Raw genomic sequence first — 20,123 nt, 5'->3', positions numbered from 1 at the left:
CCATCAAGCCTCCGCCTGTCCGGGCGGTTCCCGCCAAAGGGGAAGACCGGCATGCGACTCGTCGTCGACCTCACCAAATGCCAGGGTTACGGCCAGTGCGCCTTCCTGGCCCCGGGCGTTTTCACCATGCAGGGCGACGAGGCGCTGGTCTACGACCCGGACCCGGACGACGGGCAGCGCACACGCATCCTGCGGGCGGCGGCGGCCTGCCCGGTCCAGGCGATCGAGCTGGACCAGCTACGGAGACTGGAGCGGCCGACCGAGGGATCGTTGGTATCGGAGCGCGCCGCGACTGGACAGTCTGCGGACCAGGGGAAGGACCATGGGCATCTGTCGACCGGCCGCATCGTGATCGTCGGCGCGTCCCTGACCGGGCTGCGCGCGGCGGAGAGTCTGCGCCGGAAGGGTTTCGAGGGGAAGCTGACGCTGGTCGGCGATGAACCGCACGAGCCGTATGACCGGGTGCCGCTGTCCAAGCAGGTGCTGTCCGGCTGGATCGAGCCGGGCCGGACGTTGTTGCCCCGGCAGTTCGGGATCGACGCGGAATGGCGGCTGGGCCTGGCCGCTACGGGACTGGACGTGGCCGGCCGGCGGGTGCAGCTGGCGGACGGCGGAGGCATCGGCTTCGATCGGCTGCTGATTGCGACAGGCATGCGGGCACGGCCCTGGCCAAATGCTGCGGAGGCCGCGCTGGATGGCGTGCTGACGCTGCGGACGAGCCAGGATGCCGCCCGGCTGCGCCGGCGGCTCGCCGCCAAGCCGAACCGGGTGCTGGTGATCGGGGCAGGCTTCATCGGCTCCGAGATTGCCTCCGCCTGCTGCGACCTCGGTCTGCCAGTGACCGTGGCGGAGGCTGGGCCGGCGCCGCTGCGTGCCGCCCTAGGCGAGGCGATCGGGGCGATCGCCGGCGGGATCCAGCGCGAAAACGGCGTCGACCTGCGCTGCGGCGTCCGTGTCCTGGCGCTGGAGGGCGACGATGCCGGGCGCCTGCGGCGGGCGCGCTTATCGGACGGCACGGTTCTCGAAACCGATGTTGCGGTCGCGGCTCTCGGCGGAATCAGCAATAGCGAATGGTTGGTTGGTTCACCGCTGGCGTACGGGCCCTGGGGCGTCGCCAGCGACGCCGGCTGCCGGGCCTTGGACGTGGACGGCCATGTTATGGCGGGCATCTTCGTGGCGGGTGACGTTGCCTGCGCGGCCCACCCGCTCTTCGGCAATCGGTTTGTCCGGCTCGAGCACTGGGGCGATGCCGTCGCCCAAGCCGAGACCGCCGCACACAACATGGTCAGCCGACCGGACGCCCAACTGCCCCATCTGGCCATGCCGATGTTCTGGTCCACCCAGTTCGGCTGCGAAATCAAGAGCGTCGGGGTGCCTTCGGCCGGTGCGGAGGTGGTGATTGCCCAGGGCTCGGTGGAGCGGCGCAGGTTCCTGGCCGCCTACGGCTGCGAGGGACGCATCGTCGGGGCAGTGGGCTTCAACCAGAACAAGTGGCTGGATTTCTACGAACGACTCATCAGCCAGGGAGCTGCGTTCCCGCCGGCTTTCCACCAGATCGACGAAGCGGAAGGGCGCCAGCCGTTCGCGGCTGCGTTCCCCAACCGTCCCGTCCTCCCGCCCATCAAGGAGCCACCGCCATGGCCGAGCCGACCCCCTGGGAGCAGGTCCTGGACTACTCCCGCCGCGCGGATCCCTACCCCCTCTACACAGAACTGCGCCGCACCCCGGTAAGCCGCCTGAAGGACGGCACCTACCTGGTCAGCACGTATGCGGAGAACCTTGCGCTGCTGCACGACCCGCGGCTGAGTTCGGATCCGAGCAATAACCCGCAGTTCGCGGCTGCGATGGAGGAGCTCTCCGAGGACATACAGCCGAGCTTCCTGCAAATGGATCCCCCCGAACACGACCGGCAGCGGAGGCTCGCCATGCGGCACTTCGGCCCCCCGCACCAGCCGGCAAGGATCGCCGGCCTCGAGCCGAGGATGATCGAGATTGTCACCGGCCTGATCGACGGCATGGCCGGGAGGGACCGGATCGACATCGTCGACGAACTGGCCTACCCCTTTCCCGTCTCGGTGATCTGCGAGCTGCTCGGGGTGCCGCCGGAAGACCGGACCGAATTCCGGAAATGGGTGGATCTGGCGATCGAGACCATCGACCCCGGCCTGGATCCCGAAACGCAGCAGGAGAAGCGGAAGGAAGCCAGTACCGAGCTGTTCAACTTCATTAGCAACCTGGTGGAGCGGCATCGGCGGTCGCCGGGAGGCGACCTGCTCTCGGCGATGGTGACCGACGACGGCCCGGAGGGCAGGTTGTCCACCGGGGAATTGGCGAGCACCGGGCTGCTGCTGCTCATTGCAGGCCATGAAACCACCGTCAATCTCATCTCCAACGGAATCCTCACTTTGCTCCGGCATCCTCAGGAGCTGGACCGGCTGCGCCGGGATCCCGAGCTGGCCATCCCCATGACCGAGGAACTGCTGCGGTTCGAGCCGCCGGTGCACTTCGTGCCGATCAGGACGGCCTTGGACGACATCGAGATAACGGGCACCACAATTGCCGCCGGCTCTCCGGTCACCCTGGTCCTGGCCGCGGCCAACCGGGACCCGGACCGGTTCGCCGAGGCCGATCGGTTCATTCCGGACCGATCGGACAACCAGCATCTGGGGTTCGGCAGCGGCATCCATCTGTGCTTCGGTGCCCCGCTCGCCAGGCTCGAAACCCAGGTCGCGCTCACGGAATTCGCGCGCCGGATCCGGAATCCGCGGTTGGCTGAAGACCCGCCGCCGTACAGGCCCAGCCCGATCCTCCGCGGCCCGCTGCACCTGCCCGTGGACGTCGATCCGGGATGACCGGCGGCGCGGCGGCCGGGCGATACACGGGCAGCGACGGCGGCCGGGCGATACACGGGCAGCGACGGCGGCCGGGCGATACACGGACAGCGACGGCGGCCGGGCGGCACACGGGCAGCGACGGCGGATTGGCACACGGGCGGCGGCGGCCCACGTATGGGCCGGGTCGGTCAGTGGACCCGGTCGGGGGAGGCCTGGCTTTCCTGCGGGACCGGGGCCTTGCGGAGCCAGAACAGGGAGGCGGCGGCCAGCCAGCAGAGCACGGCGGCCGAGATCCAGGCCGGGTGGTAGCTGCCGGTGGTTTCCCGCAGCCAGCCGGCGGTGGCTGCGGCCACGCCTGCGCCGACCATATGGGAGGCGAAGACCCAGCCGAACACGACGCTGGCGCGTTCGATGCCGAAGTGTTCGCGGCACAGTGCCGCGGTCGGCGGCACCGTGGCGACCCAGTCCAGGCCGTAGAAGACGATGAAGACCCACAGCGGCGGCTCGATGCTGGGTCCCAGCAGTGAGTTGACGAAGACCAGCGAGAGGCCGCGGAGCGCGTAGTAGCAGACCAGCAGGATGGCCGGGTTGAACCGGTCCGTCAGCCAGCCGGAGGCCACGGTGCCGATCAGGTCGAAGACGCCGATCAGCGCCAGGAGGCCGGCCGCCGTCGTCGCCGGCATCCCGTGGTCATGCGCCGCGGGAATGAAGTGGGTTTGGATCAGGCCGTTGGTGGACCAGCCGCAGACCCAAAAAGTGAAGATCAGGATCCAGAACGGACGTCGGGCCAGGCTCTCGCGCAGCACGCGCAGCGCCATCCGGGCGGGGGAGACCTGCGGTTTGGCCGGGGCCGGCTCGGGACTCTCCGCCTCTTCGCCGTACGGCCGGAGCCCGACGGCGTACGGGCTGTCGGCGAAGTAGCGCGCGACGAAGGGAATGATCGCGGCGGCCACCAGCGCGGTCGCCAGTGCGGCGGCCCGCCAGCCCTCGTGCTCGGCCAGGGCCACGATCAGCGGCAGGAAGATCAGCTGTCCGCAGGCGTTGCCGCCGGAGAAAATGCCCATCACCAGGCCGCGGTGGCGGACGAACCAGCGGTTGGCCACGATGGAGCCGAACACCAGCGCCATCACGCCCGTGCCGACCCCGACGAACAGGCCCCAGAGGATCCAGAGCTGCCAGAGCTCGGTCATGAACACCGTTAGCGCGCTGCCCAGCGCTGTCAGCCCAAGGCCGGCGAGCACCACGCGCTTCACGCCGAGGCGTTCCATGGCCGCGGCGGCGAACGGCGCCGTCAGCCCGTACACGATCAGGTTGAGCGTCACGGCGCCGCTGGTCCCCGAGCGGGTCCAGCCGAACTCGGTCTCCATCGGCTCGAACAGGGCCCCAGTGGTCGAGCGGAAGGCAGCCCCCGCGACCAGGGCCAGCATGGTCAGGGCGGCGACGATCCACGCTAAGTGGATGCTGCGGACTCGGATGCTCACCCGATGATGGTAGACCGGCGCTGCGTTTTGCCGAATTCCCCGGCTACAGCCCGGGAATGCGACGTGAGCCAGATCACCGCCTCGCGCGGAATGGCGCCGCGCTCCGCCGTCGTTGTTTGGAGTAGAAGCGAACCGCAGCTAAGGAGCCTGAATGAGCATCGCAACCATCGAAACCAATCTGACCGACGAACTGGCCCTGGACCGCACCGCCGCGGACCACCTGTTCCTCGAGGCGCGCACCGCCAACACCTTCTCCGCCGAGCCTGTCTCCGACGAGAAGCTGGAGGCCATCTACGAACTCACCAAGATGGCGCCGACCATGATGAACAACCAGCCGCTGCGCATCACCTGGGTCCGCTCCGCGGAAGCGCGCGAACGCCTCGCCGGCCACATGGCGGAGGGCAACCGGGACAAGACCCGCACGGCTCCGATGGTCGCGATCCTCAGCTACGACGCCGACTGGCACGAGCACTTCGGCACCTTCTTCCCGCACGCCGCGGAGCGCAAGGCCATGTTCGACGACAACGCCGCCATACGCGCCGAAGTCGGCAAGAACAACGCGTGGCTGCAGTCCGGCTTCTTCATCCAGGCCGTCCGCGCCGTGGGCCTGCACGCCGGCCCCATGGGTGGCTTCGACGCGGCCGGCATCGACGCCGACTTCAATGCGGGCACCAGCCAGAAGGCGTTCATGGTCGTCAACGTCGGAACCCCGGGTGAGAACCCGTGGTTCCCGCGGCTGCCGCGGCTCGACGCAGAGGTCGCCACCCGGACAGTCTGATTCTTCGGCTGGACCGTCTGATTTTCGGCGGCCCTGGCCTGGCCGGCAGAGAGCCCGCAGGCCAATAACGACGGCGGTGCCCGCTTGGGTGCCGCCGTCGTTGCGTTGGGGAGCTAGCCGGGGAAGGGGACGTTGGGGGTGTCGCCCTCGCCGTCGGCGTCCTTGTCCCCGTAGGCCTCCTTGGCCAGTTTGTCGGCCTTGGCTTCGCTGCCCTTCACGGGTATGTGGCCCTCGTGGACTTCGTCGCTGCCGGAGGTGCCTGCGTCGGAGGTATCGGGTTCGTTGGAATGCCCCGGGTGCAGTTTCTCGTTCGGGTCCATGGGGTGCTCCTTCTCGAGGGTCGGATTACTGCCCGGCCCGCGCCGGCTGGGGCGTCGGGCGTAAGGCTAGCCTACGCCTCGCGGATTCGGCGGGGCATGGATGGGCGGAAAAGGGGAGGCCGGACCGGGCGGGCGACGGCACCAGCACGGGTATCAGCGCGGGCCCCTGTTGCGGGCCCCTGGTGCGGGCCCCGGCGGTGCGCGAAGTCCCGGCCCTCAGCGGTGCGCGAAGTTTAGGCCGAGCCGCCGCCTGCTCAGGTACAGGCTCAGGAGGATTCCGAGCGTGGCGAAGCCGCAGGTCATCAACCAGGTGGAGTTCCACCCGCCCGTGGCGGTGGCGAGCCAGGCGACCAGGGCGGGGCCGGTGAAGTTGCCGACGTTGAAGATCTGCTGCATGAGGCCCATGGCGGCCGGGGCGGAGCCGCCGGGCGGGGCGAGGTCCACGGCGAGCCGGGTCAGGGTCGACGGGACTACGGCGCCGATCAGCGAGAAGGCGGCGACGCACGCGAACTGCAGCGCGGTCCCGCCCGGCACCCCGGTCCAGTCCACGGCGAAGGTGAGCAACGACGTCGTACCCATGAGGACGAAGGCGGGGATGATCAGCTGCCGCGGGGTGGCGCCGCGCTGCAGCAGCGGGGCGGTGGCGACGGCGCCGACCGCGTTGAGGCCGCCGACCACCGCGCTGAGCACGCCCGGCCAGATGCCGGTGACGCCGTTCTGCTCGTAGATGGTCGGCAGGAAGCCGACGACGGCCATCCACTGGATGGTGTAGCAGCCGAAGACCAGGCCGGCGATCCACGGCTTGAGCGAGCGGACGGTCACGCCGATCCGCTTGGTGGCCGCGCCCGCGCCGCTGCCGTCGCGCGGCGGGTCGCGGGGAACGAACTTCAGGATCAGCGGCACGGGCAGCAAGGTCACGGCGGCCATGATCCACCACCAGGCCTGCCAGCCGGTGACCTGCAGGATCAGCGCGCTCGCCATCAGTCCGATGAAGGTGGCGCAGCCCTGGTACGCACTCCAGAAGCCGACGGCGGTATTGACGCGGCGCAGCGGCGTGTTGGCACGGATGAGCCCGGGCGCCACGACGGTTGCGAGCTGGAATCCGGCGCCCTCAAGTGCGCGGCAGGCCATCAGGAGGCCGGCGCCGGTGGAGAAACCGCCGATCAGGGAGCCGGCAAAGAGCAATCCGAGCCCGATCAGCAGGCAGCGGCGCGCCCCGATCAGCTCGGCGAGCAGGGACACGGCCAGTCCGCCCACCATGCCGGCCACCTGGACCAGGCCGAGGAGCAGTCCCGCCTGGACCAGTGACAGGCCGAGTTCGACCTGGATCACGGGGACGGCGGCGGGGAGCTTCCAGATGTGCATGGCCGCCGTGATTCCGGCGAGAACGACGACGATCCACGCCGCGTCCACGTGCTGTTTCGTCACCGCTGTTGTTGCTATTGCCATTGCACCACCTCGGAATCATCCGGCGTAAAGACTATCCGCAGCCGGCTGAATGGCGGCATCGATCTCGGACTGTGACACGGGTGACACGCAGGTAGCACGGGTGACACAGGTGGCGCGGGGTGCCCGGGGAGGCGTCCGCCGTCGTTATCACCCGCCTTCATCGCCGAAGGCGCGGCTAGAGGCTCCGCTCCGACTGGTGCTGCCACTGCCCGCCCACCTCGGCGGGAAGCTCCGCAACGGGGACCATCACCAGGTCCTGGATCTTCCAGTCCAGGTCGATGCACCCGTCGCGGGCCGCTTCGAGCGCCTCCAGCGGCGGCAGCTGGTCCCGCGGCACCACGAACGCCTCGACGTGGAATACCTGTCCCTGGTCCCGCACCCGCGAGCCGGCGGATTCGACCCACGGCAGGCCGCGAAGGTATTCGTCGACCCTCTTGATGAGCGGGTGGGGCTTGCCGTCGTCGAAGGTCATGGCCCGGGTGTCCATCAGGTCCGTCACCGCCCCGTGCATGTTCTTCCAGCCGTCGTGCAGGATGCTGGCGGCGATGAAGAGCGCTGCTGCGGCGTCTGCCCACCAGAGCCCGATGCCGATGCCGGCGACGCCGAGGATGGTGCCGACGGCGGTCATCCAGTCGGCCTTGTTCATGTCCGCGTCGGCATAGAGCACCTTGTTGTGCAGGTCCTTGGCGAGCTTGATCTTGATCCGGCCGAGAATCACGGGCGGGACCGCCGTGAGGGCCATGACCGCCATCATCAGCCAGCCCAGCCAGACCGTCTGGCCGAGCAGCTCGACGGAGCCGATGGGCGGGTGCTCCCCCTTGAGCAGCCCCATGCCGGAGTCGATGAGTAGGAAGGCGCCCATCGCGCAGAGGGCCACGGCAGCAACCAGGTGGCCGACGCCGGTGGCCCGGTGGTAGCCGTAGGGGTAGCCCTCGGAGGGCGGCTTGTTGACGATCCGCACCGCGATCAGGAAGGCCAGCGGCGGCGCGAAGGAGAGCATGTCCTCGATCCACGCCGCCTTCATCGCCTGCGAGTTCCCCATGGTCAGGAACACCAGAGTGACGGAGACTGCGAGGACGGCGAGGGTGGTCCACTGGAGCCGGACGGCCTTGCGCAGCACGCGCTCCAGGTCCTCGGGCAGTTCGGTGCGGCCGAAGCGCGCCGTCATTGGACCTCCTCGCTGAGGAACCGTTCCAGCTCCACCAGGAACGCGTTCTCTCCCATCCGGGCGGCCATGACATGCTGTTCCTTGTCGCCCTGGGCGTTGCTGGTCTCCAGGTACGGCCGCGTCAAGGCGGCGTGCTTGGACCACGGCGAGTCCTTCGTCAGGCCGCCGACGACCAGATCCAGTTCGCCGCGTTCCAGCTGCCTGACGAGGTTGGATTCGCCGCCGGAGACCCACTCGACCCGGGCGTTGTGCTCGGCGGCAAAGGCGCGGACGAGTTCCGCCTCGGTGCCGCCCGGGGCGATCCCGGTCCCGGCAGGTTTGGTGCCGGTATCGGCGGTTTCGGGGCCCGTGCTGGTCGGGCCTGTCCCGGTGCCGGTCTCGGTCCACGGGGGATTGTGCGAGATGCCCGCCCTGAGGGTTCCGCCGGACACCCGGTCCAGCGTCCCTTCCGGATCGGAGGGAATCTTCAGTCCGCATCCGGCCAGCAGCGGCACGAGCAGGGCCGCGAAGAACACGAATTTGGTGCGCATACAGTGACCATAGCTAAGCAGGCTGACTTTTTGGGAATCAGAGCTCGGGCGGCACCGTGCTGCCCTCGTTTAGGCCTGGCTGTACAGCTTGAGCCTTCAAGCAACGCTCTGGGCTGCGGGTGTGCAGAGCTTGAAGCGTAAAGCTGGACAGCGAGCGTCTCGGGACGGCGGCGCCGGGAAGAGCGCCGCCGTCGCCGTCGTCTGGTCGATGGGATCTGACGTGCCGGGCGTTTAGCCGGCGAAGCCCTGCCAGAGCGCATCGAAGGGCGCGTTCGAGGAGAGGCGGGCTTTGATGCCCTCGGTGACGAAGGCCTTGGCCGTCCTGGCCGCCTCCAGCGGTGCCGCGCCCTTGGCGAGCTCGGCGGTGATGGCGGCGGCGAGCGAGCAGCCGGCACCGGACACGGCGACCTCGCCGACCTTGGGGGCGCTCAGGACCTCGAGGGTCTCGCCGTCGTAGTACACGTCCACGGCATCGGGGCCTTCCAGCCTCACGCCGCCCTTGGCGAGCACGACGGCGCCGGAGGCCTTATGGATCAGGCGTGCGGCTTCCTTCAGGTCCTCGAGGTCGTTGATCGCGATGCCGGACAGCGATTCGGACTCGAAGTGGTTGGGCGTCACGAAGGTGGCCAGCGGCAGAACCTCCGCCTTGAGGGCCTGGTCGGTGTCCAGGGCGTGGCCCGGCTCCTGGCCCTTGCAGATCAGCACGGGATCCAGCACGACGTTCTTCCACTGCTGGGACTTCAGGGCGTCCGAGACGGTCTTGATGGTGGCGGGGGAGCCGAGCATGCCGATCTTGACGGTGTCCAGGCTGCCTGCGTAGCAGGTCTGGATGGCCTCAAGCTGGTCCGCGATGACCTGGGCGTCCACCGGAGTGAAGCGGTGGTTCCAGTTGTCCTTCGGATCGAAGGCGACGATGCAGGTCAGTGCGGTGATGCCGTACGTGCCGAGCTCCTGGAAGGTCTTCAGGTCCGCCTGTGCGCCCGCGCCGCCGGTGGCTTCCGAGCCGGCGATAGTCAGGGTGACGGCGGGACGTGGGGCGGTGGCTTCAGCGGAAACAGACATGCCTCCATTGTCCACATCGACGCGGGTAGGTGTGAAACCGGGCGGGTGCAACGGCCTAACGCCCTCGCTCCGAGTGGGGCCGGCGTCAGTCGTAGACGTCCACGAGCTTCCAGACGGACGCCCGGCCCACGGCCGCGCAGGCGCCGATCAGGCAGGCCAGCCAGACGGTTTCCAATGCCGCTCCGCCATACATTGCGCTGAAGATCAGCCAAGCCACGGCGGAGATGACTAGGAAGAAGGCCAGGACATGCAAGCCTTGGTTGCGCACCGGGCGGAGCGCCAGGCCCAGCAGGAAGGCGATCGGGGCGCCGACGACCAGGCCGATGGCTCCGGCGTAGAGCAGCACCACGACAGCCATGCCGAACGTGGGCAGGACCTGGCGCCAGCTGAAGGTTCCGCCGAGCACGGAGATCAGAATGACGGCGAGCGAGAACGTCGCGATGGCGGCGAGGAAGCCGGTGAAGAACGCCAGCGGGCCGAACGTGACGCGGTGCCGGGGGTTGTGTGCGCCGAGCAGCTCGTCCGCGAACTCTTCGTCTGCCGAGGCCTCGGCAGGCAGTCCGGCAGCCGACGGGACAGGCCCTAGCGGCTCGCGGCGGAGAGGCGTGGCGCCGTCGTCGTTGTCCTGCGTCATGGCTTGCTCCCTCTTGCGGACGGGTCCGCCCTGCGCAGCACCCGGCGGCGGCGTCCCTGTGGCCCCCGACTGCCTGGAACGTCCGCCCGGGTTGGTTGCGTAATCCAGAATAGGCGGCGCCGGGCAGATCGCAAGGGTGCGGGAGAAGGTGTGGAAGGACGTGCGCAAAAAGGCGGAGAAGAAGCCGTGGGAGAATTGGAGGCGGCCCGGTGCAGACGGGCCGCCCAGTGCTAATACAGCGGACGCCGCCGGGACCCCTTGGACCTGCCTTGCGTTGCGCGAACCACTACTTCCGAAGGTGCCCTCCATGCATGAGCTGCAAAAGTCCGCCCACCCCCGTGCCCGCTTCGCGTCGATCGGCAGCCCTTATTTCGGCATCATGCTCGCGACGATGGCGGTGGTGCTGATCCTGTCGAACATCGGGGCCGCCAAGGGCGTGGTGATCGGCACCATCGTCACGGACGGCGGCTTCTTCCTTTTCCCGCTGGCTTACATCCTCGGCGACGTGGTCAGCGAGGTCTACGGCTTCCGGGTGGCGCGGCGCGCCATCGTGACCACCTTCGCGCTCTCCGTCTTCGCGTCGCTCTGCTACTGGATCATCATCGTGCTGCCCGGGTTCGACGACGAGTTCGGCGCGTCGAAGCAGGCGGCGCTGGAGGGTGCGCTGGGTCCGGTGCCGCTGATCGTGCTGGCCAGCCTGCTCGGCTTCCTGGTGGGCCAGACGCTGAACTCCTGGGTCCTGGTGCGGATGAAGGAGCGCTTCGGCGAGCGGCGGCTGTGGGCTCGGCTGATGGGCTCGACCGGCGTGGGCGAGTTCGCCGACACCCTGATCTTCTGCTCCATCGCGGCCTCCGTCATCGGCATTGGAGACTTCGGCACCTTCGTGAACTACGTGGTGGCCGGCTTCATCTACAAGACGCTGGTCGAGTTCCTCTTCGTGCCCATTACGACGGCGGTGATCGGCGCGGTCAAGCGGCGCGAGCCCTCGTACGGGGCGACCGCCTAGGCCCGCCGCGCAGCTTCGTCGTCCCGCGCGGCGTCTTCGGCAAGCCGTGCCGCAGCCTCGATGCCGGCCCGATGGTCGGACCACTCGTCCGCGCTCCGCACCGAGAGGTTCGGATCTCCGGGACGTTGCCCGGCGCTACCGTCGATCAGTTCGCGGAGGATGTCCGCGTGGCCGAGGTGCTGGGCCGTCTCGACGCACATGTGCACGAGGATCTGGTGGAGTGTCACCCGCCGGCGCTCTTCCGGCCACCAAGGAACCTCGCCGACGGCATTGAGCGGCAGGGCGTCGATGGTGGCATCGCTGTGGGCGGCCGAGAACCGGTGCAGCTCGATGATCCCCTCGCGCGTCTCTTCCGGGGCGGCCCACAGGTCCGCGTCCGGTTCAGCATCCTCGTCGAACCACGGCAGGCTGCGGTCGGCGGGCCGGCCGAAGACCTCGCCCAGGTAGCCGAGCTCGACACTGGCCACGTGCTTGACCAGGCCGAGGAGGTTGGTGCCGGTGGGAGTCAGTGGCCGGCGAACGTCATACTCGCTGAGGCCGTCGAGCTTCGCGAGCAGGCTGGCTCGCCGGGTTTTCAGGTAGTGGTGAAGAACCGCTTTGTCATCCATCCCTGCACTCTAATCGGTGCCGCCGACAGGTTTACTCTTGACCTATGTTGGAGATCCTGACCGGCACCGGGCTGTCAGCGGCGGCGGGTCTGAATGCATACATCCCGATGCTCATCCTCGGCCTGCTGGACCGCTACACGAACCTGGTCCAGTTGCCGGACCCGTGGGACTGGCTGGCGAACGGCTGGGTGCTGCTGATCATCGGCGTGCTGCTGGTGCTGGAGATCGCGGCGGACAAGATCCCCGTAGTGGACAGCTTCAACGACTGGATCCAGACGGTGATCCGCCCGGCCGCCGGCGGCATCGTCTTCAGCAGCGGCGTTTCGTCGGAAACGGTGCGGGTCTCGGACCCCGACGCGTTCTTCGGTGGCACGGCGTGGGTGCCGGTGGTTCTTGGCATCGTGATCGCGTTCGTGGTGCACGTGGTCAAGATGATGGCGCGGCCAGTCCTGAACGCGGCGACGGTGGGCGCCGCGGCCCCGGTGGCCAGCACGGTCGAGGACACAGCGAGCCTCTCGCTGTCGCTGGCGGCCGTCCTGCTGCCGCTGCTGGTAGTGGTGCTGCTCGCCGTCGCCGGTATAGGTTTGTGGCTGCTGTTCCGAAGATACCGCCGGCCGCGCCGCGTCAGGCGTAGTACCGGCCCAGCACTTCGCTCTTGAAATCGAAGAAGCTGCCGTCGTCGATCGCGAGGCGGGCGTCATCCACGAGCTTCACGGTGAACCGCTCGTTGTGGATGGAGATCAGCGTGTGGCTGACCATCTCGTTCGCCTTGTAGAGGTGGTGGATGTAGGCGCGGGTGTAGTTGGCGCAGGCGTAGCAGTCGCAGCCCTCCACCAGCGGGGTGAAGTCGCGCTTGAACCGGGCGTTGGACAGGTTCTTGCGGCCGTCGGGGGTGTAGAAGGCCGAGTTGCGGGCGACGCGCGTGGGGGAGACGCAGTCGAAGGTGTCCGCGCCGTTCTCGATGGCGGTGAAGATATCGTCCGGCTCGGAGATACCCAGCAGGTGGCGCGGCTTGTCCTCGGGCAGTTCCTCGTTGCACCAGCGCACGATAGTGCCGAGGTTCTCCTTTTCCAAGGCGCCGCCGATGCCGAAGCCGTCGAAGTTCATGGCGCCGAGGTCGCGGCAGGCCTTGCGGCGCAGATCCTCGTACTGGGCGCCCTGGATCACGCCGAAGAGCGCCTGGTACGGCCGGTGCGAGCGTTCTTCGGTCAGGCGCTCGTGTTCGGCGACGCAGCGCTCGGCCCAGAGCCGGGTGCGTTCCAGGCTGGACTCCTGGTAGCCGCGGGAGTTCATGAGGGTGGTCAGCTCATCGAAGGCGAACATGATGTCGGCACCGAGCTGGTGCTGGACCTGCATCGAAATCTCCGGCGTGAACCGGTGGCGGTCTCCGTTGAGGTGGGACTTGAACCAGACCCCGTCGTCGTCGACGTGCGCCAGCCGTTCCTTGCCGGCGGCGACCCGGTCATCCGCGCCGGAATCAGCGGAGACGGCGTCCATATTGATCACCTTTTTGAAGCCCGAGCCCAGGCTCATCACCTGGAAGCCGCCGGAATCGGTGAAGGTGGGACCGTCCCAGTTCATGAATTTGCCGAGCCCGCCGGCCTCGTCCAGCACATCCGCTCCGGGCTGCAGATACAGATGGTAGGCGTTGGCGAGCAGTGCCTGGGCGCCGAGGTCCTTCATGGACTCGGGCAGCACGGCCTTCACAGTGGCCTTGGTGCCGACGGCGATGAAGGCCGGTGTCTGGATGGTGCCGTGCGGGGTGGTGATGGTGCCGGTGCGTCCATTGAACTCACCGCCGTTGGCCTCGATGTGTGCGGCGGTGGGGCCGGCGGTGTCGGTCAGGCGATTGCCGACGGCGAAGGAAAAGTCAGACTGGGGCACCCGTCCATTCTGCCGCATCGGCGGCGAAGCCCAAGCGGCGGCCTGAACGCGGGCCCGCAGGCTTCCTTGCGGCCGGTGGAGGCAGTTGCGCGCGGCTGTCGCCGGGCTCACGCGGGCTTGTCCGGCTGCTCACTTTTTGCCGCGAATCCCGTGCCGCCGCTGGCCGAAGGCACCGGGCAGCGCAATAGTGGGCTTATCCGAAGCAGCAGAAAGCAGGTCCGGGTGAAGGAGCATGTGCGGGAATTCTTCCGCGTCGGCCCGGCCCGGCAGGACCACATCGTGGGGCTTCGCTGTGCCGCGAGCGTCGGCCTGCCCCTGCTCGTCCTGCTGGCCATGGACCGCTTCGACCTGATGGTCTTCGCCGCCTTCGGCGCGTTCACCGGCATCTACGGCCGCGGCGAGGCCCACGGAGTGCGGCTGCGGCACCAGGGGGAGTTCGGTGTGCTGATCCTGCTGGTCATGTTCGCCGGCGCCTTGACGGCAGCGGCCGACGCCGGACCCTGGGGCATCGTCATCGGCACCACCGTGGTGGCCGGGGTGTTGTCGCTCGCGGTGAACTACTTTGCCCTGCGGCCTGCCGGAGTCATTTTCTTTACCTTCGGCTATGCTGCGATCGGCTCGATCCAGCCGATGGCCCCCCTGGGGCAGGCGATGCTGACCGGCCTCATCAGCGTGGGGCTGGCCATGCTGATCGGGGTGAGCAGCCGGCTTCGGCCGGCCTGGCGGACGTCGATGGCGCCTCCGGCCAAGCGCGTCCTGACCCCCGACCACTGGCGGGAGTTCCGGGTCGAAGCGGGGGCGAACGCGGTCGCGGCGCTCGCCGCCGGAACCATCGCGACGATGGTCGGCCTGGGGCACAACTACTGGGCGATGGTGGCGGCGGTCGCGCCCATCGCCGGTCCCAGCCTTGCCCAGCGGATCAAGAAGGGTGTGCACCGCATCCTCGGAACCTTCGCCGGTGTGGTCGCCGCGGGCCTGCTGCTGGCTCCGCACCCGGCGCCGTGGGTCCTGGTGCTGATGGTGATCGTGCTGCAGTTCGCCGCCGAGATGTTCGTGCTGCGGCACTATGCGCTCGCCCTGATCTTCATCACGCCCCTGGCGCTGATCATGACCGAACTGTCCGCTCCGACCAACCCGGAGGAGCTGATGGTGGACCGCGCCTTGCAGACCGCGATCGGGGCACTGGTCGGCATCAGCCTCGTCTACCTCATGCACCAACGCACGCTGCGGGAGAAGAACCGGCGCCGGTTCCTCAAGAGCCGCGGGGAAAACCCCGCACAGGACTAGGCGACCCGCGCCAGGGTGGTAGTCCGCGCGAGAGTAGCCCTCCGCGCCAGACCCGGCTTCCCGGTTAGAGCGGCCGCCCGACGGTCAGCTCCTCGGACGAGGGGAAGTGCCTGGTACGCCAGGAGTCCCACGCGCCCCGGATCTCGCCCAGCCGCCTGGCACCCAGGCCGTAGGTCGTGATCAGGACCTGCGTGCCGCCGTCGGGCCTTAACCGCTCATGCTTGGGCTGGGTGACGACGATGAGCAGGCCGTCCCCGTGCTCCGCATATGTCCGCACCGTCAGGCCGAGCTGCGCGTCCGTGCGGAACCAGACCTTGCCGCTGATGTTTTCGCCGGTGCTCAGTTCGGCTTCGTAGTCCTCGCCGGGCGCCGGCACGTCCTCCAGGCCGAGGCTTGCCAGGACCCCGCCCTCGGGCACCGCATCGTGCGCGAAGTACGTGGTTTGGCGCGGCGTGTTGGGATGCCGCTCAAGCGCGAAGCGCAGCTGCTGGAGGAAGCTGGTCCAGCCCTCGGTGATGTCCTGGTCCCAGTCCGCCATCTCCGAGCCGGGCTCGATCCTGCCGCGCTCCAGCGTGACTTGGGTGCCGTCGCCGACGGGCTCGAGGGTGAAAGTGTCGCCGCCGTTGGTCACCAGCTTGCGGTGGTCCGCGCCCTCGGTCGTGTTGGTGAAGTAGATTTCGTTGATCTCGTCTTCGAGGCTGTCCAGCTCCCAGCCGTGCCACTGGGCGATCCTGCTCGGCTCGCGCAGCATGACCCAGACCTGCTGGGCATCGGCGTTGATGTGGACGCTCAGCGGACTGTGGTTGCTCTCCGTCATGCGGCAGACTCTACCCCCGGCCGCTCGCGGCTGGCCAGAGCCCTGGCCCGGCGGTCAGCCGGCGGTGAGCTGCTCGTTGAGCGCGCGGACGGCGACGATCTCGTTGGCGATGCGCCGTTCGAGTTCGGCCGGTTCCAGCGTCTCGGATCCGCCGTGCGTGCGCAGGTAGGTCAGCACCGACAGCCGCTCGACCCGCCAGTCCCGCTCCGCGGCCTTGTCCGCCGCGGCCATGGCGCGGTGGATTTCCTTGTCGTAGAGGTTGGGCTCGTTGAGCTGGCGCTGCAGCACGATGGCGTTCATCTTCGCGCGCAGCGGGTCCTTCTCCTCGACCTCGTCCGGCGCCCGCATCGCCTTGGCCAGCCGCTCGGATTCCTCGGCGTTGCCGGCCTCGTGGTGGATGAAGGCGGACATCGCCAGGGCGCCCTGGATCGACTTCCACCGCCCGAAGTTCCCGTCGAAGGGAACATCGGTGATCAACTGGCAGACCCGCAGGGCATTGTCCCGGTCATCGACGTAGACGAAGAGCCGGTGGGCCAGGTCCCGCACGTCCTGCAGGTTGCTGCCGGACTTAATGTTCAGGCCCTTGCTCAGCCGCGCGGCGATGCGCTGGATGTCCATGTCCTTCGGGTGCGCCCGGGCGACGTCCACAATGACCGCCTCCGGCGTCCCCTCCTCTGCGGGTATCAGCTCGAGGTCGTCGAGGGCCAGCGCGCTGGCGGGGCCGGGGCCCGGGCGGGTGGAGGCGACGCGGAGGCTGGAGCCGTGGGCGATACGCACCTTCTTGCCGTCCTTGAGCGTGGCAATCACCAGGGCGGGGGTGCCGAAATCGTCATTGACGACGGCGGTGCCCGCCACCTCGGCGGAATGCTTGCCTCCGCGGCGGAGGAACTTGTGTCCGGGTTCGATCAACTCGGCTTTGATCGTATGGACATACGTTCGCTGCTGCTGATCGGTCATCCGGTCCTCCCTGGCTCAGGCTCAGACCACAGTATATGAATTCGTTACCTGGTTTTCCGAAGTTGCGCCGCGCGGCGCGTGTGTGGTTAAGAACTCGGGGCCGCGTTCCCTCAGCGGCACCAGCCGGCGTGCGCGAGGGCCTGGCGCAGGAGGTTGCCGCGGCCGCCGGTAAACTCCGACTGGACTTCCGGGCTGAGGGCGTCCTCGGGGCTCATCCAGGTCAGCTCCAAGGCGTCCTGCCGCGGGTCGCACTCGCCGGTGACGGGAATGAGGTAGGCCAGGGCAACGCAGTGCTGGCGGTCATCCGTCAGTCCGGTCTCCGACGGCGACGGGAAGTACTCGGCCACGGTGAACGGGGTGGGGGACGCCGGTAGCTGGGGGAAGGCGAGCGGCCCGAGGTCCTTTTCGAGGTGCCGGATCAGCGCGGCGCGGATGGTCTCGCGGTACATCACGCGGCCGGAGACGAACGAGCGGACCATGTGCCCCTGATCGGAGGCCTGCAGCAGGAGCCCGACGTCGGTTACGTAGCCCAGGGCGTCCAGCCGGACCGGGATGGCCTCCACGTACACCATGGGCAGCCGCCGCCTGGCTTCGTAGAGGTCTTCTTCGGAAAGCCAGCCTGGATTCGGGTCCGGTGTGCGCACGTTCATGTACTTGTTGTATCGCACGGCTGAGGTCGAGGTCACGCCGGAACCGCCGGTGGCGGCGCGGTTTCTCCCGAGAGCGTAAGCCTCAGCGGGGGCGGGTGACGCGCAGTTTCCCTCCGCCGGCGGCGTCCGGTCCGTCCGGGTCCGCCACCTCCAGCACAGGTCCGGCCGGGGTGTTCGACACGGCTGCTGCCAGCCCCGCATCGGTGAGTTTCCGGTGCAGGGCCGCCAGGTCGCCGTCGTACTCGAAGGCCAGATCCGCGTCCGGCGCCTGCGCCCGGCGCACGTGGATGACGCCGCCGTTCTTGGCGGTGAAGTCCGCGGCGTCGGGGCCCGAGCTGCGTTCGCGGGCACCGATGTCCGCGAGCACCTTCGCGGCTCCGGCGACGTCCGGGGTGAGCCAGACGGCGGCCACGGTCAGGGCCGGGTCCGCATTGTGCTCGTCGGCGGACTCGTTGACGGGGTCCACGATGAACTCGAGTCCGTCCGGCGGCATGACCTTGACCCGGACGCCGTGGTCCGCGGAGAAGGGCGCGGCGTGGCTGCCGGCCTCCTCGGTGCGCCGGCGGAAGGTCTCCAGGTCGCGGGCCTCGAACCCAAGGGCGGTGGTGGCGTCCGCGGTCGAGGCTGCGGGCATGGCGTGCAGGGCCAGGCGCCCGTGGCCGGCGTCGAGTTCGATCCAGGTGCCATAGTCCGCGGTGACGGCCATGCCGAGCGTCGTCAGCAGCTGCCTGAACTCCTCGGGGCGGGACGTGTAGTGGACCGGGCGGACTCGCAGCATGGCTCCTCCTTGGTTGCGGCACCGTGGCTTCGAAGACCGGCGTGCCGCCGGCCTCGTTTGCTTCCAGACTATGGTGCGGCGGCCGGATGCGCCGCTAGTGTTTGTCCATGCCCGCGGAACTTCCCGAACTGCTGCTGCCCGACGCCGATGCCTGGCGCGCCTGGCTGGAAGAGCACCACGCGGCGTCGGCCGGGGTCTGGCTGGTGCTGCACAAGAAGGGCGGCAACGTGACCGCGCTGGACTATGCCGGGGCCCTCGAAGAGGCCCTGTGCTTCGGCTGGATCGACGGGCAGGCCCGGCGCCGCGACGGGGAGTCCTCCTTCCAGCGGTTCGGCCCGCGGACCAAGCGCAGCGTCTGGTCGCTGCGGAACGTGGAACGGATCGAGGGGCTGGAGGCCGCCGGGAAAATGCACGGCGCCGGCCGGGCGGCGGTCGCGGCGGCGAAGGCGGACGGACGCTGGGAGCGGGCCTATGCGGGCCCGGCCACTGCGGAAGTGCCCGAGGACCTGGCGGCGGCGATCGCGGCCGTACCCGAGGCGCAGGCGATGTTCGACGTGCTGACCTCGCAGAACCGCTTCGCCCTGATCTTCCGGCTCAGCCAGCTGCGCACCCAGGCGGCGCGGGAGAAGAAGATCGCCGGCTTCGTCGAGATGCTGGCGCGGCACGAGGCGCCGCATCCGCAGCGGAAGAAGCCGTAGCCCAGGGCCGCCGGGCAGCCGCGTGGCCGCAATCCAGCCATTACCGGCCAATCGATGCAGGCTGGGCTGCGGTCAGGCCGGGAAGGCCACGCCCTCGCCGATCACGCGCAGGTACAGTTCGGTACCGGGTTTGGTCAGGGTCGCGTTCCAGTGCCGGATGGTGATGGTCTGCTTGTGCCCGTTGCTGGCGGCGGGGCCGTGGAGTTCCAGCTTGACCGTGACCTCGGGGCCGAAGAAGTCAGTCTCCAGCACGGTGCCGCGGATGGCGCCGGTCTCGGCGATGCGGATCTGCTCGGGGCGCAGCATCAGGTGGACCCGGCCCTGGCAGGTCGGGCGCCGGACCGGGATGCCGCCCAGCGCGCAGGTGGCCAGCGAGCCCTGCAGGTCGGCGTCGAGGATCACCGCGTCGCCCAGGAACTCGGCGGTCTCCCGGTCGCTCGGCCGCGTGTACACCACGAACGGGTTGCCGATCTGGGCCAGCACCCCGCGGCGCATGACGGCCACCTGGTCGGCGAAGGAGAGCGCCTCGCCCTGGTCGTGCGTGACCAGGATGGTGGTGACGCCGGCGGCGGCCAGGGTGCCGGCTACGGCCTTGCGGGTAGCCACGCGCAGGCCCGCGTCCAGCGCGCTGAACGGCTCGTCCAGCAGCATCAGCTCGGGTTCGCGGGCCAGCGCCCGCGCCAGGGCGACGCGCTGCTGCTGGCCGCCGGAGAGTTCGTCCGGCCGACGGTCCGCGTAGTCGGGATCCAGCGAGACCATCGCCAGCAGCTCCGCCACCCGGTTCCGGACGGCGGCGCGGCCGGCGAACTTGCGCCGGTCCAGGCCGAACGCGATGTTCTCGCCGACGCTCAGGTGCGGGAAGAGGGCGCCGTCCTGCGCGACGTAGCCCACGTTCCGGCGGTGCGCGGGCACCAGCGTCGTGCCGTCGGCCACCACCTTGCCGTCGAGCATGATGGACCCGGAATCGGGCGCCTCGAACCCGGCGATCAGCCGCAGCAGCGTCGTCTTGCCGCTGCCCGAGGGCCCGACGATCGCCGTCGTAATTCCCCGGTGCACCGAGAGGCTCACGCCGCGCAGGACCTGGGTGCTGCCGAAGGACTTCGTGACGTTGTCGATGATGAGATGGCTGTCCGGGGTGGGGGTATCAGCCGAGGCCGGGCTCACGGGGCGCAGCTCCTTCCA

21 protein-coding genes are annotated in these 20,123 nt (G+C 69.0%); 7 read left to right on the top strand and 14 right to left on the bottom strand.

The features are described from left to right. Positions 1–51: 51 nt before the first annotated feature. Both OC550_RS20990 and OC550_RS20985 read left to right on the top strand, forming a co-directional pair. On the top strand, positions 52–1,731 hold the full coding sequence (locus OC550_RS20990; RefSeq protein WP_262107891.1) for an FAD-dependent oxidoreductase: 1,680 nt from the start codon (positions 52–54) through the stop codon (positions 1,729–1,731). Then, complete coding sequence (locus OC550_RS20985; protein WP_262107890.1) at positions 1,638–2,852, top strand: cytochrome P450; 1,215 nt, start codon at positions 1,638–1,640, stop codon at positions 2,850–2,852. Before OC550_RS20990 ends, OC550_RS20985 begins: the two co-directional genes overlap by 94 nt. A gap of 170 nt (positions 2,853–3,022) precedes the next feature. Here OC550_RS20985 and OC550_RS20980 read toward each other — a convergent pair whose 3' ends face one another. Further along, complete coding sequence (locus OC550_RS20980; RefSeq protein ID WP_262107889.1) at positions 3,023–4,315, bottom strand: MFS transporter; 1,293 nt, start codon at positions 4,313–4,315, stop codon at positions 3,023–3,025. A gap of 151 nt (positions 4,316–4,466) precedes the next feature. Between OC550_RS20980 and OC550_RS20975 the strand changes: the two genes are divergently transcribed. After that, on the top strand, positions 4,467–5,093 hold the full coding sequence (locus tag OC550_RS20975; protein WP_262107888.1) for a malonic semialdehyde reductase: 627 nt from the start codon (positions 4,467–4,469) through the stop codon (positions 5,091–5,093). Positions 5,094–5,206: 113 nt separating this feature from the next. On the opposite strand, the gene OC550_RS20970 is transcribed toward OC550_RS20975, so the two are convergent. From OC550_RS20970 to OC550_RS20945, 6 genes are all read right to left on the bottom strand, one after another. Further along, positions 5,207–5,413 carry a hypothetical protein gene (locus OC550_RS20970; RefSeq protein ID WP_262107887.1) on the bottom strand — a complete coding sequence of 69 codons (207 nt, stop codon included), beginning with the start codon at positions 5,411–5,413 and terminating at the stop codon, positions 5,207–5,209. Between the two features lie 216 nt (positions 5,414–5,629). After that, positions 5,630–6,862, bottom strand: a complete 1,233-nt coding sequence (locus tag OC550_RS20965; protein WP_262107886.1) for a CynX/NimT family MFS transporter — start codon at positions 6,860–6,862, stop codon at positions 5,630–5,632. Between the two features lie 175 nt (positions 6,863–7,037). Then, positions 7,038–8,030, bottom strand: coding sequence for a cation transporter (locus OC550_RS20960; protein ID WP_262107885.1), 993 nt, complete (start codon positions 8,028–8,030; stop codon positions 7,038–7,040). Then, the gene (locus tag OC550_RS20955) at positions 8,027–8,560 is read right to left on the bottom strand and encodes a transporter substrate-binding domain-containing protein (RefSeq protein ID WP_262107884.1); all 534 of its coding nucleotides are present in this window, start codon (positions 8,558–8,560) and stop codon (positions 8,027–8,029) included. The genes OC550_RS20960 and OC550_RS20955 overlap by 4 nt, the downstream gene beginning before the upstream one ends. Positions 8,561–8,791: 231 nt before the next feature. Then, positions 8,792–9,622 carry a hydroxymethylpyrimidine/phosphomethylpyrimidine kinase gene (locus OC550_RS20950; protein ID WP_262107883.1) on the bottom strand — a complete coding sequence of 277 codons (831 nt, stop codon included), beginning with the start codon at positions 9,620–9,622 and terminating at the stop codon, positions 8,792–8,794. An 85-nt stretch (positions 9,623–9,707) separates the two neighbouring features. Further along, complete coding sequence (locus tag OC550_RS20945) at positions 9,708–10,256, bottom strand: hypothetical protein (RefSeq protein WP_262107882.1); 549 nt, start codon at positions 10,254–10,256, stop codon at positions 9,708–9,710. Between the two features lie 307 nt (positions 10,257–10,563). On the opposite strand from OC550_RS20945, the gene OC550_RS20940 reads away from it, so the two are divergent. Continuing rightward, on the top strand, positions 10,564–11,262 hold the full coding sequence (locus OC550_RS20940; RefSeq protein ID WP_262107881.1) for a queuosine precursor transporter: 699 nt from the start codon (positions 10,564–10,566) through the stop codon (positions 11,260–11,262). On the opposite strand, the gene OC550_RS20935 is transcribed toward OC550_RS20940, so the two are convergent. Beyond that, complete coding sequence (locus OC550_RS20935; protein WP_262107880.1) at positions 11,259–11,870, bottom strand: DinB family protein; 612 nt, start codon at positions 11,868–11,870, stop codon at positions 11,259–11,261. The two genes, OC550_RS20940 and OC550_RS20935, sit on opposite strands and share 4 nt — an antisense overlap. A 44-nt stretch (positions 11,871–11,914) precedes the next feature. Between OC550_RS20935 and OC550_RS20930 the strand changes: the two genes are divergently transcribed. Beyond that, positions 11,915–12,529, top strand: a complete 615-nt coding sequence (locus OC550_RS20930; RefSeq protein WP_262107879.1) for a DUF4126 domain-containing protein — start codon at positions 11,915–11,917, stop codon at positions 12,527–12,529. Here the strand turns inward: OC550_RS20930 and tgt are convergent. Then, on the bottom strand, positions 12,495–13,772 hold the full coding sequence (gene tgt / locus OC550_RS20925) for a tRNA guanosine(34) transglycosylase Tgt (RefSeq protein ID WP_262107878.1): 1,278 nt from the start codon (positions 13,770–13,772) through the stop codon (positions 12,495–12,497). The two genes, OC550_RS20930 and tgt, sit on opposite strands and share 35 nt — an antisense overlap. A 204-nt stretch (positions 13,773–13,976) precedes the next feature. Between tgt and OC550_RS20920 the strand changes: the two genes are divergently transcribed. Further along, a complete protein-coding gene (locus OC550_RS20920; protein WP_262107877.1) occupies positions 13,977–15,041 on the top strand; it encodes an FUSC family protein in 1,065 nt (354 codons plus the stop codon). 64 nt (positions 15,042–15,105) lie between these two features. Here the strand turns inward: OC550_RS20920 and OC550_RS20915 are convergent, their stop codons facing one another. The 4 genes from OC550_RS20915 to OC550_RS20900 all read right to left on the bottom strand — a co-directional run bounded on the left by OC550_RS20915 (position 15,106) and on the right by OC550_RS20900 (position 18,243). Further along, on the bottom strand, positions 15,106–15,858 hold the full coding sequence (locus tag OC550_RS20915) for an SRPBCC domain-containing protein (protein WP_262107876.1): 753 nt from the start codon (positions 15,856–15,858) through the stop codon (positions 15,106–15,108). A gap of 54 nt (positions 15,859–15,912) precedes the next feature. After that, the gene (locus tag OC550_RS20910) at positions 15,913–16,815 is read right to left on the bottom strand and encodes a DUF6707 family protein (protein WP_262107874.1); all 903 of its coding nucleotides are present in this window, start codon (positions 16,813–16,815) and stop codon (positions 15,913–15,915) included. A 110-nt stretch (positions 16,816–16,925) separates the two neighbouring features. Beyond that, positions 16,926–17,465: an NUDIX hydrolase family protein gene (locus OC550_RS20905; RefSeq protein ID WP_262107873.1), complete on the bottom strand. Its 540-nt coding sequence runs from the start codon at positions 17,463–17,465 to the stop codon at positions 16,926–16,928. Between the two features lie 82 nt (positions 17,466–17,547). Continuing rightward, entirely contained in the window at positions 17,548–18,243 is a 696-nt protein-coding gene (locus OC550_RS20900; RefSeq protein ID WP_262107872.1) for a VOC family protein, read from the bottom strand. Positions 18,244–18,350: 107 nt separating this feature from the next. On the opposite strand from OC550_RS20900, the gene OC550_RS20895 reads away from it, so the two are divergent. Next, entirely contained in the window at positions 18,351–18,941 is a 591-nt protein-coding gene (locus tag OC550_RS20895; protein ID WP_262107871.1) for a YdeI family protein, read from the top strand. A 72-nt stretch (positions 18,942–19,013) separates the two neighbouring features. Here OC550_RS20895 and OC550_RS20890 read toward each other — a convergent pair whose 3' ends face one another. Continuing rightward, positions 19,014–20,105 carry an ABC transporter ATP-binding protein gene (locus tag OC550_RS20890; RefSeq protein ID WP_262107870.1) on the bottom strand — a complete coding sequence of 364 codons (1,092 nt, stop codon included), beginning with the start codon at positions 20,103–20,105 and terminating at the stop codon, positions 19,014–19,016. Positions 20,106–20,123 lie beyond the last annotated feature (18 nt).

Origin of the sequence: Arthrobacter sp. Marseille-P9274, from assembly GCF_946892675.1 — a bacterium.
Taxonomy (GTDB): Bacteria; Actinomycetota; Actinomycetes; order Actinomycetales; family Micrococcaceae; genus Crystallibacter.
This window is presented reverse-complemented; position numbering and strand designations above follow the sequence as displayed.